Raw genomic sequence first — 17,536 nt, 5'->3', positions numbered from 1 at the left:
GAGAGGCCTCAAGCGTTGGCCCGTGCGTCAGCATAGGCGATAAAGAAATCAAAACTCGCGGGGTTTGCCATGCTGTCACGGTTCACCACGCTGGCGGGATCACCCCCCAACAACAGCTTTTTAACAGGAACCTCAAGCTTTTTACCCGACAAAGTACGTGGAATTTCTGCAACTTCGACAATTTCGTTGGGGATAAACCGTGCCGAAACACCTTTTCGGATGGCTTGGTTGATCTTGTCTTTCAGTGCATCGTCAAAGGGAACACCAGCGGCAGGCACCACAAACAGTGGCATGAAACTCTCACGGCCAAGGAATTCCAAATCGACCACCAGACTGTCTAGGACATCATCAATTCCTTCAACCGCTTGATAGATTTCAGCAGAGCCGAGGCGCAGGCCTTTGCGGTTAATGGTGGCATCGGAGCGGCCATAAATAACGCTGGCCCCCGCTTCATCAATGCTGATCCAGTCACCGTGACGCCAGACACCGGGGTAGGTGTCGTAATAGCTCTCAAACAATCGGCTACCGTCGTCATCCCCCCAGAAGAACAATGGCATAGAGGGCAATGGTTCTGTACAGACCAACTCGCCAACTTCACCGATTAGTTCTTTTCCGTTGATGTCAAAGGCCCGCACCGCATTGCCTAGGGCGCGGCACTGCATTTCACCTGCGCGCACAGGCATGCCCGGATGACCCAGCACAAAAGCACCTGCCAGATCGGTGCCGCCTGAAATTGGCGCAAGCCAGACATCTTGCTTCACTTCGCGGTAGATCCAGTCATAGGCATCAGAGCTGAGCGGCGACCCCGTTGAACCAAGCGACCGCAGCGTGCTGAGATCAACAGCCTCACGTGGGGTGATGCCCGCTTTGAGGCAACCTGCGAAAAACGCAGCCCCTGCACCGAAATACGTCAATTTTTCATCCGCAACAAAACGCCAAAGCGCCATCATGTCCGGGTGGTTCGGCGCCCCTTCATAAAGGCAAACCGTCGCCCCTTGTCCCAATGCCATCCACTGTGCGTTCCACATGATCCAACCCGAAGAGGTCAGCCAGCAGAAGCGGTCATCTTTGCTAATATCGTGATGTAGAGACTGTTTCGCCGCCTCTAGGATGATACCACCATGGCCGTGAACGATGGGCTTGGGATTGCCCGTGGTGCCAGAGGAATAGACGATCCAAAGTGGCTGATCAAAGGGCACTTGCGTGGCCTCAAAAGGTACGTCTTCGTTCAGCAGGCTGTCCCATGCCACGTGGCCTTCGGGCACATCACCGACAATCGGTAGCGTCACAAATTGCGACACGCTTGGCAGTTGAGATGAGATTTCGGCCAGCACTTCGCGACGGTCGATGGTTTTACCGGCGTGAACATAACCGTCTTGGGAAATGAACACTTTGGGTTCAATCTGTTTGAAACGGTCTACAATCGCCACATGGCCCATGTCAGGCGCGCAAAGTGACCACGCAGCACCAAGGCTGGCTGTGGCAAGCAGCGCAATCAATGCAGCTTCGGTATTGGGTAACACAGCGACCACGCGGTCGCCCTGCTCAACGCCCATGCCCCGCAAATGACTGGCAAGCGAGGCAACCTGACGGCGTAACTCTCCCCATGACAGTTCGATCCGACCAGAGGTTTCCGAGAAGCTGACGATGGCAGGATGGTTTTCGCGCCCTTCGGCGTGGCACAAAATGTTGTCGGCATAATTCAGCATGGCACCGGGGCACCATTCAGCACCAGGCATGGTGCGCTTGCCAATTATCTGGGTATAGGGTTCCGAGGCGCGGACATTGAAAAAATCCCAGATCGCCGCCCAAAACGCATCCAGATCCGAAACGCTCCACTCCCACATGGCATTGTAATCGTCGAAATTCAGTCCGCGTGTATCTGCTACAAACCGCTCAAATGCGGCCATAGTTGAGGCATCAGCGCGCTCTTGTGTTGGGGTCCAGAGGATGCGGCTCATGTTAAGGCTCCGTGAATGAGTGCTTTGAGTTGTGGACGCGCTGGATAGGCGCTGGAAGGGATAAGTTGTGTAAAGAAGATGACCGAAAGATCCGCAACCGGATCGATCCAGAAGAATGTAGACGCCATGCCGCCCCAGCTGAAATCACCCACATGGCCCGGCGTGCGCGCACGCCCTGCATCCAGAAGAACCGAGCCACCCAGACCAAATCCCATGCCTTCCATAGGTTGTTCTGCGAAACTGGAAGGACCCATAGAGGCGATATCGCCGCCCAGATGGTTGGCCATCATGAAGTCGAGCGTTTTGGGGCCAATGATACCAGCTCCACCTGTGCGCATCATCTCGGTGAATTTCATATAATCATCAATGGTACCGACCAGCCCCCCACCCCCTGAATGCATTTGAGCATCCAGAAAAGGTGATTTTTCCTGCTCGTCGATCATGCGCAGTGACTCTGCACCACTTTCGATTTTGCCGACTGAAAACGCGTCACCTGCTTGCGGTGTATAGCAGGCTGCAAAGCGGCCCCGCGCATTCTGGGGCACAGAAAAGCGGGTTTCATTCATCCCAAGAGGATTGAATATTTCGCCGACAAAAAATTCTTCCAACGTCTTGCCGCTGACAACTTCGATCACGCGGCCCAGAACATCAATGCTAACGGAATATTCCCAACGTTTGCCGGGCGCAAAGGCAAGGGGCAAACTGGCGAGACGGTCACACATATCGGTAAGGGAGCCTTGATTGGCGCGAAAAATCATATCTTGCTCGGCCATCTGGGCGCCCAACACACCCGGGTTGAACGGATAGCTCAGGCCCGCAGTATGGGTTAACAATTGGTGCAAAGTCGGCGTTGCACAGGGCTCTACCTGATCGATTTGCGTTGCACCTTGGACCAAGCAATGCATGTCTTTGAACGCCGGAATAAACTCCGACACGGGTGCATCCAAATGGAACAACCCGCGTTCAGCCAGCATCATCAAAGCGACGGATGTCACTGGTTTGGTCATCGAATAGATGCGTGCGATGGTGTCGCGTTCAAACGGTTGATCCCGTTCAATATCGCGTAAGCCGCATTGATGATAGTAAACTTCCTGACCGCCTTGCGCCACAAGAAGAGACGCGCCCGCAAAGCGGCGCGCGTCAATGTAGGATTGCATCCAGTCGTCGATGCGGCTCAGGCGGCCCGTGTCGAAACCTGTCATTAGACTTCTAGCCACTCCTTGCGCACATCATCACGTGCCTTGAGTTCGGTAGGAGTGCCCTCAAACACAACCTGTCCATGGCCCATCACGTAAACGCGATCAGCAATGTCCATAGCGATATCCAGCTTTTGCTCAACCAGCAATGTCGAGATGCCGCGTTTGGCAATTTCTTGCAAAACTTCGGCAACCTTCTGCACCATTTGTGGGCTAAGCCCCTCTGTAGGCTCGTCAATCATCACAAAATCAGGGTCACCCATCAGCGTGCGGCACATGGTCAACATCTGCTGTTCACCACCTGACAGGACCGATGCTTCTACATCGGCGCGTCGGTCCAGGTTTTCGAACATGTCGAACATCATCTGCATGGACCACCGCCCCGCCCCGTCTTTCTGCCCGGGTTTGAGGCCCAGTGTCAGGTTCTGACGTGTTGTGAGACCGGGGAAGATATCACGGTTTTCTGGGACATAGCCCAATCCAAGATTGGCGATTTCATAAGCTTTTTTACCTGCAATCTCCTGACCACGGAACTTGACCGAGCCCTTCGGCTCAACCTCACCCATAATCGCCTTACAAGTGGTTGAACGGCCAACGCCGTTGCGACCCAGAAGGGCGACAATTTCGCCCTCCTGTACGTTTAGATTCACACCTTGCAGGATGTGAGATTTGCCATAATAGGCGTGCATGTTGGTGACTTCGATCAATGTTCTGCCTCCAATGCAGCGCCCAGATAGGCTTCTTGAACTTTCGGATCGGCGCGCACATCGGCAGGCGCGCCTGTGGCGATGATCTCGCCGTAGACCAGCACACTGATCCGGTCGGCGAGACCAAAGACAACGCCCATGTCATGCTCGACCATGATCAACGTTTTGCCTGCTGTGACTTTCAGGATCAGATCGGTGATATAGTCTGTTTCAGTGTTGGACATCCCCGCTGTTGGCTCGTCGAGCATGATAACGTCAGCCCCGCCCGCAATAGTGATCCCGATTTCCAGCGCGCGTTGCTCGGCATAGCTCAGCGTTCCGGCGGGTAGGTCGCGACGCTCTAGCAGGTTGATCTGCTCAAGGATCGCATCAGCGCCTTCCGTCAATAGACGGCTGCGGCTTACCAAGTTCCAAAAACTGTATTTATAGCCTTGTGACCAAAGCAATGCACAACGGACGTTTTCGAACACCGACATCTTTGGAAAAATGTTGGTGATCTGGAACGAACGGCTCAAGCCTTTGCGGTTAATCTGGTAGGGTTCCAATCCCGCAAGGTTTTCGCCATGGAGTTTGACCGTGCCTGCGGTAGGTGCAAAACGTGCGGTAATCAGGTTGAACAACGTTGATTTACCAGCACCGTTTGGGCCGATGATCGCGTGCCGCTCGGCTTTGCCGATAGACAGATCAATGCCGCGGATGATTTCGGCCTTACCGAAGCTTTTCTTCAGGCCACTGAGTTCAAGGGCGGGCGTGCTCATGATGCGCCTCCTGCTGTGTTGGCTTCATCCCATGCTTCTTTCAGCGACGGCGCGGTTACGCGTGCAATCCCAAGCCCGATCAAAGTGACCGCGCCCGCGATGGCCCATGCAATCAAGCTGTGACTGTCAAAGGTGGTCCAGAAGAGTGTCATTTCATTGTCGCCCGCAGCGGCATGGCGGACATGGAATGTCATCTCTACCAATGCGGCCAGCCCCAATATACCGATCGCGGCAGGTATCAGGGTTTTTATGTAAGGCATTATCAGTAATCGTAGCTTGCCCAGTTTGAACGGCGCTACATGCATCATAATCAATCCCGCAAAACCACCCGGAAAGAACATCACTGTGGCAAGGAACAGCGACCCTGCGTAAATTGCCCAGAGTTCGGTAGAAAGGCTGAGCACGGTTTGCAAAAGGGTGAATACAATGGCGCCAATGATCGGACCAAAGAAGTAACCGACACCACCAAGGAACGTCACCAGCAAGATCACACCGGATGAGGCTGTGTTCAGGTTCTCTTCTGTCAGGATCTCATAGTTGATCGCAAACAACCCCCCTGAAACACCTGCGAAAAACCCAGACGCGACAAAGCTATAGAAGCGAACCCAACGTGCGGAATAACCAAGGAACTCGGCACGCTCGGGGTTGTCGCGCACAGCGTTCGCCATACGGCCAACGGGTGTGCGGCTCCAGAGATACATCAGTGCGGCCGAGATGATCACCCAAGCGGCTGTCAGGTAATAGACTTCGATTTGCTGCAAGAATTCGACGCCAAAGAAAGGCTGCGCATATGTGCGGTCACCCGACACCCCGCCTTCGCCCCCAAAAAACGCCACAATAATCACGGAACAGGCAGCGATCAATTCGCCAACCCCTAAAGAGATCATTGCAAAGACAGTTCCTGCCCCACGCGTTGAAAAAGAGCCGACAATCATCGCAAGGCCCATGCCGAATAGCCCTGCAAATACGGGCAAAACAACTAGTGGGATGCTAGCGAAGAAATCTGACATGTTCATGATATGCATCGCGGCAAAGCCGCCTACACCTGCATAAACAGCATGACCAAAGGACAGCATGCCCCCCTGCCCCAACAGCATATTATAGGCCAGCGCAAAGACGATTGTGATCGACATTTGGTTCATGATCGTCAGCGTCGAGTTATTGGTAAATATCTGCGGTAAGATTGCTAGAAACACTGCGGAAATAATCCACGGGGCCAGCGTCAGTGTCAATGAACCTGCCCGCATACGCTGCGCAGGTTTTGACGGGTCTGTTGTGATTTGATCGTTCATTGCGTGCGCTTTCCGAACAGACCTGCGGGGCGGAAGATCAGGATCAACACCATCAGGATATAGGGGAGAATGTCGGCGATTTGGGGGCTGGTCAGGCTCCATAGATCCCGCAGCATGCTTTCATCCATGTTTTCCGGCGTAGTAAAACCAATCGCGTTTAGGATGCTTTCCATCTTTACGTTGTAGGCTTTGGCGAATGTCGTGATCCAACCAATCAACAGCGAGGCAAACAGCGCGCCCCAGAGTGAGCCAAGCCCACCGATAACGATGGTCACAAACACAATCGACCCCAGCACAAAAGCCATCCCCGGGAAGGTGCCCAACACCGGACCCGCAATCACACCTGCAACACCAGCCAACGCCGTGCCAACACCAAACACACCCATAAAGATCAATGGGACGTTATGGCCCAAGGCCTCAACTGTGCGCGGATAGCTTAGCGCCGCCTGAATGATCATACCGACACGTGTCTTGGTCAGCACATAAAGCAGGCCGATAAAGATACTGATTGAGATGAAGATCATGAAAATTTTATAAGCTGGAATGGAATTCCCAGAGATTGCAAAAGCAGAGAAATTGAGGATTTCCGGAACTGAATATGGCATCTGGTTCTTACCCCAGACGAACTGAACCATTTCTTCGATCAACAGGGCAAGACCGAAGGTAAAGATCAATTCGGGCACGTGGCCGTATTGGTGTACGCGGCGCAAACCGTATCGTTCGACCCCTGCCCCCAGCACGCCCACAATGAGTGGTGCAATCAGTAGGCCCATCCAAAAGCCAAGTGCGATACTGATCTGATAGGCAAAGTATGCACCCAACATGTAAAAGCTGGCGTGGGCAAAGTTAAGGACTCCCATCATCGAGAAAATGAGTGTTAGACCGGCGGACAGCATAAACAATAGCAGTCCAGTAACCAGCCCGTCGATTAAATTGACGAGAATGAGGTCCATTAGGCCCCTCCGGTAGAAAAATGTTACAGGTAAAGTGGCCCATCCGCATAGGTTGCGAATAGGCCAGTGACGTCGCGCTTAAGGGCGCTTCATCTTACAGCTTGTAGCGATATCCGCAGATGCCATCTCAACCGTAGATTCTTTTACGACACCGTAATCAGAGCTATCAAATGTATATTTAACACCCTCATTTGTATGCGCAGATACGTTGATATTCTGGATCAGCTGGTGGTCATCCGGGCGCATAACAAGTTTGCTACCCCAGATGCTATCGTACTCCATGTTTTCAAGAGCGCCTGCTACAGCAACAACATCATCTGCTGTACCCGCTTCGGTAATTGCTGCTGCAAGCATACCGATTGTGTTAGAAATACGGGTCTGGTCGATGTTGGCATCAGGGTATTTCGCCAAAAAAGCATCATAATAGGCTGTGGCTTCAGGGCTTGGTGACGGATTAACCACCCCTTCACTGACAAGGCGAATGATACCTTTACCCGTTTCCCCGAATGCAGCGGTCATACCAGAGCCTGCAGCATAGTAGGTATAAATCGGACCCGTGAAGCCGTTCTCGATGACAGACTTACCAAGACCCAACATATCTGCGCCCCAGTTACCTGAGATCACAGCATCCGCGCCAGAAGCGATAATTTTACGCGAATAAGGCGTAAAGTCTTTTACTTTGCCAATTGGGTGCAGTTCGTCGCCAACAACTTCAATATCAGGCCGCTTTGCTTTCAGCATTGAATTTGCGGCATCCGAAACAGCTTTGCCGAATGAGTAATCCTGCCCGATGATATATACTTTTTTGACGTCTTCGTTTGCAGCAATGACGTCTGTCAGCGCATCCATCTTCATGTCCGAGTTGGCATCAAAGCGGAAATGCCAGAAGTTGCACTGCTCGTTTGTCAGCGCAGGATCCACCGCGGCGTAGTTCAAGAACAAAACGCGGCTGTCGGGGTTGCGGCGGTTGTGCTTGTCAATCGCTTCGGTCAGCGCCAGCGCTACAGCAGAGCCATTACCCTGTGTGACATAACGGGCGCCCTGGTCAATCGCGACCTGAAGCTGGATCAGAGATTCTTTCGGGCTGGTCTTGTTGTCGAACGCAATAATTTCGATTTCAGCACCATCCAGCAATCCGCCTTTGTCGTTGACCATATAGTCAGCCGCAAATTCAAACTGCTTTAGACCGTTTGCGCCGGTGCTGGCGAATGGACCGGACAGTGGATCAATAAAGGCAACTTTGATTGTCTCGGCAAAAGCACTGCTTGCACCGATAATCAATGACAATGCGGAGACCGCACCGAGCTTGGTAAATTTCTTCATTTGTATTCCTCCCTAGGACGGCCCGCCGCTATTTGGCGATCATTTTTATTGGGCCATATCAACAGAGTTGCATACTACCAGTTTAAGTCAAGCACTCACGTCAATTTTGATGCCTGTTTTCTGAAAGAAACATCAGGTAGCGTCTCGAAAACCTTCAATAACTAGCGGTTCTTAATTGCGTAATATACATACAACCTTTTGATATATCATACTAATACGCCGAAACATGTTTCGGAAATTCAGAGCCTACTGATGTCAAAAGGGTTGGAGGATTTGCGTGAGTCACGTTGAAAGGCAATCAACATAATCTATTAAAAATACGTATTTTTACCAAAGCTTCACACTGCGCCAAAATGGCTAAAATTCCGCAGTGCGAAACTCGGGGCCGCAATGAGCAAGCGCCCGAGTTTTGATTCTGAAACCTAGTAGATTTACTTTTGAAGGCTTAATCCTTCTGCCATTTTAAGCAGCCTTTCGGCATAGACAGACTCGAGCTGTTTTGGCTTCACGCGGTAAGATGGGCCACCCACATTCAGCCCGTAAATTCGGCCATCACTGAGGGAATGAACAGGCGTTGCGATGCCGCATACGTCAGATCGCCAGTTCCCATATCCCGTGCAATACCCGTTTGCACGGTACTCCTCCAAGGCCAGCTTATAGGTCGCCCGTGCAGCCTGTTCGACCTCGTCTCCTTCAAGGCGGGCAAAGCCGAAAATCTGTTCGACACGTTCTTCGGGTGTGACCGCAATGATTGCTTTGCCAATCGCAGAGCCAAATAACGGCAGCCTTGTCCCGACACGCACAGCCAGAGTCACTTGTTCGGTTGAGGCGTCCGTCGCAAGATAGATAACATCTGTTCTATGCTGCTCACCCAAAGCGACCGTCACAAAAGGGTTGGGGCCTTCGACACGCAACGCATGCATCTCGTTTTTCGCACGATCCCTGATATCCATTGCTGCAAGGCGGCTAAATCCGAGGCGCAGCACACCTGCGCTGAGACGGTACGTCCCCACGCGGCTATCGGCCACCAGATAATCCAATTCGCACAACGTATAAGTGAGCCGCGAAATGGTGGCTTTTGGCAAGCCGGTACGTTCTGAAAAGTCACTATTCGTCAGTGTCAGGTCACCACTGCGAAAACATCGCAATATTTCCAGACCGCGCGCAAGCGCAGTAACAAAGTTACGGTCTTTGCTTTCTTCCTGCGTTACGTCAACCGGCTCCATACTCATCCCCGCTTTAGCGCATCAAGGCCGTGTTGTGCAAAAACAGGCACGAAGGCACCCACTTTCATTGCACGTTCGGGATTAGATGCGTTCCCATCCAGCGCGCGCTTTAGCACACCTTGAATGATCGCGGCCATGCGGAAGAACGTAAAGCCAAGGTAATAGCCGAAATTGTCGATGCCGTTCAGGCCACGGCGTTCACAATATGCGGCGATGAATTCTTCGTCGCTTGGCAGACCCAATGCTGCACGGTCCAAGCCGCCCATCCCGCGGCCTTCACTGCCCGATGGCAATTGCCACTGCATGATCACCGCAGCCAAATCAGCAAATGGATGACCAATGGTTGAGAGCTCCCAATCGAGGATGGCACGACAATCAGTAGAGGTCGCATCAAAGATCATGTTATCGATCCGGTAATCCCCATGCACCAAGGTACGCTGCCCGTCATCTTCGGGCCGTTCAGCCACCAGCGCATCCATCAATTGATCCATCGCCGAAATGTTCTGTGTCTCGGAGGCACGGTACTGCTTGGACCAACGACCAACCTGACGCTCAAAATAATTACCCTCTGGGCCATAATCGCTCAACCCGACGGCATCGACATCCACGGAGTGCAGCGCGGCCAACACGCGGTTCATCTCGGACGTGATTTTACCGCGATCCTCATTGCTCAGATCAGGCATCGCAGGTTCATTGAAATTGCGGCCCTTCACATGATCCATGATGTAAAACATCGAACCGATGACACTGTCGTCTTCACACAGCAGATGCATTTTGGAAACGGGAACATCCGTTCCTTGCAGCGCCTTTTGCACGCGAAATTCGCGGTCAACAGCATGGGCGGACTTCAACAAAACACCCGGCGGCTTGCGACGCAGCACATAGGAATGGGCAGGCGTCTTGAGCATAAATGTCGGGTTCGATTGGCCACCTTGGAACTTGGTGACTTCCATCGGTCCCTCAAAGCCAGCCAAATTTTCGGACAGATAGGCGGATACCGCCGCTTCATCGAGTGTTTGTGTATCGGTCATCGGTTTATTCCTAACTGTAGCTCATCAACTTGAAGCCGTCTGGCGTGGCATATTGCGGCGTTGCATTGAACTCGTTCAAAGAGAACATGCTACCCGAAAACATAAACCGCGTCATAGCCGCATTTTTGATTTGTAAATTGAGGTTCATCATGTGTTCAGCAGGCGCTTGCAAAGATGCGGCGGCAACCTGCCCGATCACACCACCAGAGCTAACGACCAGCACCCGTTTGGCTTTGGTATCCACGGCTGCGGCGCGCGCCGCCTCTACACGGGCCACAAATGCCGCCCATGTTTCATAGGGGTTTTCGATCTCGTCCCGCTGCCACTGAAACACGGTTTCGCGCAGGGTTCTGAAATGAAGCTTGCGATCACCTGAGTGCAAATCAGGCATTTTCCCTTCAAAGCGCGACAGCAAAAGGCTACCGAAATCATATTCATCCCAGCCTGCGTGTTCTTCGCGTTCAGGGTCAAATCCCATCTCGCTTGCAGTATCAATTTGGCGGTTGAGCGCGCCTGTGATCACACGGTCTGGCACCCATCCCATATTGCGCAACCATTCCCCGGCCGCGCGCGCCTGCGCACGGCCTAGGTCTGACAAGACATCATAGTTTTCCGCCCCAAAGGACGCTTGACCATGTCGTATGATTAAAAGCTCGGCCAATTCAGTTGAACTCCGCAGCCAGTTTTTTACCTGCTGCAAAATATTCATCCGCCATACGGTCAACAATTGCACCTGCTGGCCCAACAGCTTTGATCGCGCCAATGCCTTGGCCAGATCCCCAGATGGTTTTCCATGCTTTGGGCTTTTCACGATCGCTGCCAAAGTTCATTGAAGACGCGTCAGCCGTGGGCAGATTGTCGGGGTCCATACCCGCATTTTTGACCGACCCTTTCAGGTAGTTTCCCCAAACGCCTGTGAACAAAGACGAATAGACAATGTCTTCGGCGCTGCTGTCTACGATCATGTCCTTATAGGCTTGATCGGCATTCGCCTCATCTGTGGCAATAAACGGCGATCCAGCATAGCCAAAATCAGCGCCCATTGCGCGGGCACCCAGCAGGCTTTCACCTGTGGCGATCGAACCCGACAAAGCGACAGGGCCATCATACCATTCGCGGATTTCACGTACCAAGGCAAAAGGCGATTGCTGGCCCGCATGCCCACCCGCACCAGCGGCGACAGCGACAAGCCCATCAGCGCCTTTTTCAACGGCTTTCTTGGCAAATTTGTTGTTAATAACGTCATGCAAAACAACACCGCCACAGCTATGGGCGGCCTCGTTTACTTCTACACGGGCACCCAGCGATGTGATCCAAACCGGGACCTCGTGTTTCACACAAATCTCCAAATCACGGTCCAACCGTGTGTTTGAACGGTGCACAATCTGGTTCACCGCATAGGGTGCTGCAGGATTGTCGGGATTAGCTTGGTTATGGCGATCCAGCTCTTCTTTGATCTGCGTGAGCCAAGTGTCGAGCAATGGATGCTCTCCTTCGGCTTCGCGGGCGTTCAACGCAGGGAAAGAACCGATGATACCAGCCTTACATTGGGCGATCACCAATGCAGGGACAGAAATGATGAACAAAGGTGAGGCAATCAGCGGGATGCGCAAACCGCGCAAGGCCTGTGGCAAGTGGGAGTCGTCGCGGGGCATAATGCCTCCTGTATTCATATTGACAGTGAGGGGGCGACCAAAGCCGCCCCGCTTGTTTGCAAATTACAAAGGCTTACAGAACTTCGAACAAGCCCGCAGCGCCCATGCCGCCGCCAACACACATGGTGCAGACAACATATTTCGCACCACGGCGTTTGCCTTCGATCAGGGCGTGGCCAACCATACGCGCGCCAGACATACCATAGGGGTGACCGATGGAGATCGCGCCGCCGTTTACGTTCAGCAATTCGTCAGGGATGCCCAGCACGTCACGTGATTGGATAACCTGTACGGCGAAGGCTTCGTTCAGTTCCCACAGGCCGATGTCGTCCATTGTCAGACCGTGGGCTTTGAGCAGTGGCGGCACGGCATAGATTGGGCCGATACCCATCTCATCTGGCTCACAACCCGCTGCCATAACGCCCATGTAGCGACCCAGTGGCGCAAGGCCCATCTGTTCGGCTTTTTTGGCTTCCATAATCACTGTTGCAGAGGCACCATCGGACAGTTGCGAGGCGTTACCCGCAGTGATGAACTTGCCTTCTTTGATGGTCAGACCATCTTTGAAAACAGGGTTCAGGCCGGACAGCATTTCGGCGGATGTACCAGGGCGGTTGCCCTCATCCTTGCTCAAGGTCACCTCATGTTCGGTGATCTCTTTGGTCTCTTTGTTCTGCACCATCATTTTGGTGGTCATTGCGACGATCTCATCGTCGAATTTGCCTGCTTCTTGCGCAACATGTGTGTTGTGCTGGCTGCGTGCGGCATATTCGTCCTGACGCTCACGCGATACGTTGTAACGTGCGGCTACTGTCTCGGCTGTTTCCAGCATGGACATATAGATGTCGGGCTTGTGCTCTTTCAACCAAGCATCGGCCTTTACGCGCATTTCTGGTGTTTGCACCATGGAAATGCTCTCGACACCACCACCGATAACCACATCCATACCGTCTGTGATGACCTGCTTGGCTGCGGTGGCAATCGCCATCATGCCAGAGGCGCACTGACGGTCCAGCGACATGCCAGCGACAGTCACAGGAAGGCCCGCGCGAATTGCGGCCTGACGTGCGATGTTGCCACCGGAGTGGCCCTGCTGCAGGGCGGAACCCATGATGCAGTCTTGGATTTGGGCGGGGTCAACACCTGCGCGTTTTACCGCGTTTTCGATGGCATGGGCTGCCAGCGCCTGAGGTGTCGTGTTGTTGAATGCACCGCGATAGGCTTTGCCGATCGGGGTACGGGCCGTTGATACGATTACTGCGTCACGCATAGGTAGTCTCCTTATTAAGTCCAGTCGAGCTTCAGGCCTTGGGCCTTGGCTGCATTGAGGGCGTACTTCTTGGTCTGGCCGAAAGCATCGCCCAGTTGTTGTTGGTTTTCAGGATCGCGGATCTGGTCAAACTTGGCCGCAACCGTTTCGGGCGTGTTATCGTCGCCCATCAAGGTAATGCCTTGGGTCTCATAGACCCGCGTTTCCGCATAGCTGCCAGCACCTGCGCCAAGGATTACTTGGCTGGGGGCGTCTTCGCTTACCAGATAAAGCAATCCCGGGGTGATAGTTTCAGGCGCCAGCATTTCCTGCGCTTCGGGCGGCAGCAAATCCTCGGTCATCCGCGTGGCGGCTGTCGGGGCCAATGTGTTCACGCGGATATTGTCGCGTGCGCCTTCCATGTGAAGGACATTCATCAGACCCATCATTGCAGCCTTGGCAGCGCCATAGTTGGATTGACCAAAGTTACCATACAGGCCAGAGGCCGAAGACGTCAGTACCACACGGCCATATTTCTGCTCGCGCATGATGGGCCAGCAGGCATGGGCCACATTGGCCGAGCCGATCAGATGAACATCTACCACCTTGCGAAAGGCAGACATTTCCATTTTGGAAAAGGTCTTGTCCAGCAAGATACCCGCGTTGTTGACGCAGATATCAATGCGCCCCCAAAGGGCCATCGCTTGTGCGACCATATCTTTGACAGCAACTTCATCCGAGACATCAGCCCCATGTGCCATCGCCTCGCCGCCCATGGCTTTGATTTCTTCCACAACAGATAGTGCCGCCTCGGAAGAAGTGCCCGTACCGTCCCGCGACACGCCCAGATCATTCACGACAACCTTGGCGCCCCGCGCAGCCAGCCCCAGCGCGTGAGAGCGGCCAAGACCGACTCCCGCACCTGTTACAATCGCAACGCGGTTATCAAAACGGATATCAGCCATTAGTGCATCGCCTCTTCAAAGATGTTCGGGCCAGACATTACGTTAATGCCACCCGATACGGGGATCACAGCGCCCGTAACATAGGCACCGCCACGACCGCAGAGAAACAACATGCAACCGCCGATGTCTTCATCACGGCCAACACGTTTCAACGGCACATCGTCGCCAACGCGAGACCGCATGCCCTCGTCGTGAGTAGCAAACGCTGTCATGCGCGACACAAAAGGCCCCGGTGCCAGTGAATTCACAGTGATCGCTTCACCCGCCAATTCCTTGGCCAAAATTTTGCTCAGGTGCATCACGGCGGCTTTGGACGCGGAATAGCTGTAAGCACCGTCGCCCATCTCACGTTCGCCCATCACGGAACCAACGTTCACCACACGTGCAGGATCATCAACTGTACCACTGGCTTTGAGCATCGGCAGCAGCTTTTGCGTCAGGTCGAATACACCTGCCACATTGACGTCCATGACCTTGCCCCATGCTTTGAACGGGAACTCACCCAGTGGCGCGCCCCATGTGATGCCAGCGTTGTTCATCAGAATGTCGAGCTTATCTGTATGCGCCTGAACGGCAGCAACCAGCGCGTCAACACCTGCTTCGGTGCCCACATCGCCCGCAAAACCAATCGCTTTGCCACTGCCACCCAGCGCGTTCAATTCTTTTGCAACAGCTTCACATGCGTCACCTTTACGCGATGCGATGAGAACAGTGGCACCCGCACGCAACAGCGCTTCGGCAGCCATACGGCCAATGCCCGTAGCACCCCCTGTGACCAGCGCAACTTTACCGTCCAAGCCAAACAGTGTTTGAATGTCCATTCTTAAAATCCTCTCAGGGCTGCGACTTTTTCAGCGTGATAGCTAAAGTCACCCAACCATTCGGCGCCAACCCGCGCCCGTTTCATGTAAAAGCCCATGTCAAAAGCATCGGTCATCCCGATACCACCATGCATTTGCACACCTTCTTGAACGGCCAAAATCGCTGTCGAAGTGGCCTTGGCTTTGGCCAAAGAAACCGCCAGATCGGCATTTTCGGGATCATTATCCATCATGCGGCCTGCGTTCAGGATCGCGGATGCGGTGACTTCAGTTTCACACCACAAATGCGCCGCGCGGTGTTGTAGCGCTTGGAAGCGGCCGATTTCCGTGCCGAATTGCTTGCGTTCTTTCAGGTAGCCAACAGTCATGTCAAACGCGCCAGCGGTTAGGCCTGCCATTTCAGCAGCCAAAGCCGCTTGGCCAGCTTGCAAAGCAGGTTTAAGAACGCTCATCGCGTCATCCACTTGGCCCAAAACATCATCGCCAGTGGCTTCGACATTAGAAAAATCAATCTTGGCCGCGTCACGCGCATCAATCATGTTGGATTTTTCACGTGCAATGCCGGCACGGTCAGCGGGGATGTCAAACAAGGTCAGCCCGTTTTCCGTTTTGGCCAGCACCAACAAGCGGTCTGCCATGGCACCATCGACCACAAATGTCTTTTTACCAGACAGGCGGAAACCATTGCCATCTGCTTTGGCTTCCATTGTCGTGGCATCGGGATCATGTTTGATGCCCTCATCAATCGCCAGAGCGTAGGTTACATCCCCACTGGCGATCTTGGCCAATGCGTCTTTGGCGCGTGCGTCGCTGACTTGGCGCAATGCAGTTGCCGCCATGACAGCCGTGCTCAGGAACGGCGACATAACCAGCGTCTTACCCATTTCACCTGCCAAAACGTTAGCAGCGGCAAAACCCATATCCGATCCACCTGCGTCTTCAGGCACCAGTACACCGGCCCAGCCCATATCAGCCATTTCTTTCCACAACTTCGCGTCATGGGTTTCACCCGCATCGCGCAGTTTACGAAACGCGGTCACAGGCGCCGCGCCATCCAGAAATCCGCGGGCCATATCGGCCAGCATTGTTTCTTCTTCGGTCAATACAAGTTTGCTCATGCTGGCAGCCCCAATACACGGCGCGATACAATGCTCAGCATTACCTCGCTCGTGCCTCCCTCAATTGAATTCGCCTTTGTGCGCAGCCAGTCGCCCGCACGGTTGCCCACGTCGCCATCCCATTCCAACGCGGCAGACCCTCCCGCAGTCATCATGATCTCATGACGCTGTTTGTTCAACTCGGTTCCCATGTATTTCAACATAGCCGAGGCATCACCGGCGCCCTGCCCTGCTTCGGCTTGGTCTTTGTACCGTTCCAACGTTAGGCCAATTGCCAGTGCGTCGATCTCACAGCGCATGGCGTCAGCACGCAACGTCGCGTCAAGGGTGTCCAACGTGTCAGTCAGAACCGCCCCCAAAGAACGCCCGCCACCCGACAGGCCAGCACCGCCGCCAGAAATCATTTCACGCTCATGCGTCAGCAGATATTTGGCAACGTCCCAGCCACGATTTTCTGTACCAACGATATTCGCCTTTGGCACCTTCACATCGGTGAAAAACGTTTCGCAGAAGGGCGAAATGCCGGAAATCATCTTGATCGGGCGCGTTTCAACACCGGCATCTTCCATGTCGATCAACAAGAAGGAAATGCCCAGATGCTTCTTCGCTTCGCGGTCCGTGCGCACCAGTGCAAAAATCTGATCCGCCTGATCCGCATAAGACGTCCAGATTTTTTGACCATTGACCAACCAGTGATCACCCTTATCTGCGCCGTGGGTTTGAACATTAGCCAAATCCGATCCCGCACCCGGCTCGGAATACCCTTGGCACCAGCGCACCTCGCCGCGCGCGATGGGCGGCAGGTAATGTGTTTTTTGTTCTTGGGTGCCGAAATGCAGCAAAGCAGGTCCAAGCATCCAAATGCCAAAGCTCTCCAATGGAGAACGCGCATTGATGCGGCCCATTTCTTCGGTGAAAATCTTTTCTTGTTCGCGGTTCAATGCCGCACCGCCACAGTCTTTGGGCCATGTCGGGACAGTATATCCTTTGGCCGCGCAACGCTCTAACCATTGCTTCTGCGCCTCAGAGGTGAAAACCCAATTCTTACCGCCCCAGCAAATGCCATCTTCGGTCATACCACCGTCGCGCATTTCTTGTGGGCAATTTGCCTCTAACCAATCGCGCAACTCGGCGCGGAATTCTTCAGCCGTTTGTCCTTGAGACATCCCGTTTCCTCCCCATGTGTACAGTTGGCCAACTGCGGGCCACCATTCCGCCTAGCAGAATTGCATTTCGAAATTCGATTGACAAGTAAGAGTTGCACTGGCCCTTTAAAGGCGA

Annotated in this window: 16 protein-coding genes; all 16 read right to left on the bottom strand. The window is 53.6% G+C overall.

Annotation, left to right across the window (positions count from 1 at the left end; genetic code table 11):
* Positions 1-8: 8 nt before the first annotated feature.
* On the bottom strand, positions 9-1,961 hold the full coding sequence (locus GGR95_RS12705) for an acetoacetate--CoA ligase (RefSeq protein ID WP_184566403.1): 1,953 nt from the start codon (positions 1,959-1,961) through the stop codon (positions 9-11).
* On the bottom strand, positions 1,958-3,163 hold the full coding sequence (locus tag GGR95_RS12700) for a serine hydrolase domain-containing protein (RefSeq protein WP_246423371.1): 1,206 nt from the start codon (positions 3,161-3,163) through the stop codon (positions 1,958-1,960). Before GGR95_RS12700 ends, GGR95_RS12705 begins: the two co-directional genes overlap by 4 nt.
* A complete protein-coding gene (locus tag GGR95_RS12695; protein WP_221384902.1) occupies positions 3,163-3,846 on the bottom strand; it encodes an ABC transporter ATP-binding protein in 684 nt (227 codons plus the stop codon). The genes GGR95_RS12700 and GGR95_RS12695 overlap by 1 nt, the downstream gene beginning before the upstream one ends.
* Before the next feature lie 14 nt (positions 3,847-3,860).
* Positions 3,861-4,622, bottom strand: a complete 762-nt coding sequence (locus GGR95_RS12690) for an ABC transporter ATP-binding protein (RefSeq protein ID WP_184566399.1) — start codon at positions 4,620-4,622, stop codon at positions 3,861-3,863.
* Positions 4,619-5,914, bottom strand: a complete 1,296-nt coding sequence (locus tag GGR95_RS12685) for a branched-chain amino acid ABC transporter permease (RefSeq protein WP_184566397.1) — start codon at positions 5,912-5,914, stop codon at positions 4,619-4,621. The genes GGR95_RS12690 and GGR95_RS12685 overlap by 4 nt, the downstream gene beginning before the upstream one ends.
* The gene (locus GGR95_RS12680) at positions 5,911-6,867 is read right to left on the bottom strand and encodes a branched-chain amino acid ABC transporter permease (RefSeq protein WP_184566395.1); all 957 of its coding nucleotides are present in this window, start codon (positions 6,865-6,867) and stop codon (positions 5,911-5,913) included. Before GGR95_RS12680 ends, GGR95_RS12685 begins: the two co-directional genes overlap by 4 nt.
* A gap of 78 nt (positions 6,868-6,945) precedes the next feature.
* Positions 6,946-8,190, bottom strand: coding sequence for a branched-chain amino acid ABC transporter substrate-binding protein (locus GGR95_RS12675; protein WP_184566393.1), 1,245 nt, complete (start codon positions 8,188-8,190; stop codon positions 6,946-6,948).
* Between the two features lie 431 nt (positions 8,191-8,621).
* Positions 8,622-9,416: an IclR family transcriptional regulator gene (locus GGR95_RS12670; protein ID WP_184566391.1), complete on the bottom strand. Its 795-nt coding sequence runs from the start codon at positions 9,414-9,416 to the stop codon at positions 8,622-8,624.
* Between the two features lie 2 nt (positions 9,417-9,418).
* Entirely contained in the window at positions 9,419-10,447 is a 1,029-nt protein-coding gene (locus GGR95_RS12665) for a phosphotransferase family protein (RefSeq protein WP_184566390.1), read from the bottom strand.
* A 10-nt stretch (positions 10,448-10,457) separates the two neighbouring features.
* Positions 10,458-11,108, bottom strand: a complete 651-nt coding sequence (locus tag GGR95_RS12660) for a histidine phosphatase family protein (RefSeq protein ID WP_184566389.1) — start codon at positions 11,106-11,108, stop codon at positions 10,458-10,460.
* Position 11,109: 1 nt separating this feature from the next.
* Positions 11,110-12,102, bottom strand: a complete 993-nt coding sequence (locus GGR95_RS12655; protein WP_184566388.1) for an NAD(P)H-dependent flavin oxidoreductase — start codon at positions 12,100-12,102, stop codon at positions 11,110-11,112.
* Positions 12,103-12,175: 73 nt separating this feature from the next.
* Positions 12,176-13,372 carry an acetyl-CoA C-acyltransferase gene (locus tag GGR95_RS12650; protein WP_184566387.1) on the bottom strand — a complete coding sequence of 399 codons (1,197 nt, stop codon included), beginning with the start codon at positions 13,370-13,372 and terminating at the stop codon, positions 12,176-12,178.
* Positions 13,373-13,386: 14 nt separating this feature from the next.
* Positions 13,387-14,316: an SDR family NAD(P)-dependent oxidoreductase gene (locus tag GGR95_RS12645; RefSeq protein WP_184566386.1), complete on the bottom strand. Its 930-nt coding sequence runs from the start codon at positions 14,314-14,316 to the stop codon at positions 13,387-13,389.
* Positions 14,316-15,137 carry an SDR family NAD(P)-dependent oxidoreductase gene (locus GGR95_RS12640; RefSeq protein ID WP_184566385.1) on the bottom strand — a complete coding sequence of 274 codons (822 nt, stop codon included), beginning with the start codon at positions 15,135-15,137 and terminating at the stop codon, positions 14,316-14,318. Before GGR95_RS12640 ends, GGR95_RS12645 begins: the two co-directional genes overlap by 1 nt.
* A gap of 2 nt (positions 15,138-15,139) precedes the next feature.
* Positions 15,140-16,255: an acyl-CoA dehydrogenase family protein gene (locus tag GGR95_RS12635; protein WP_184566383.1), complete on the bottom strand. Its 1,116-nt coding sequence runs from the start codon at positions 16,253-16,255 to the stop codon at positions 15,140-15,142.
* Positions 16,252-17,421, bottom strand: a complete 1,170-nt coding sequence (locus tag GGR95_RS12630) for an acyl-CoA dehydrogenase family protein (protein ID WP_184566381.1) — start codon at positions 17,419-17,421, stop codon at positions 16,252-16,254. The genes GGR95_RS12635 and GGR95_RS12630 overlap by 4 nt, the downstream gene beginning before the upstream one ends.
* Between the last annotated feature and the right edge of the window lie 115 nt (positions 17,422-17,536).

Source organism: Sulfitobacter undariae, from assembly GCF_014196805.1.
Taxonomy (GTDB): domain Bacteria; phylum Pseudomonadota; class Alphaproteobacteria; order Rhodobacterales; family Rhodobacteraceae; genus Sulfitobacter; species Sulfitobacter undariae.
The sequence above is the reverse complement of the archived record's forward strand: the minus strand, read 5'-3'. Positions and strand labels throughout refer to the sequence as shown.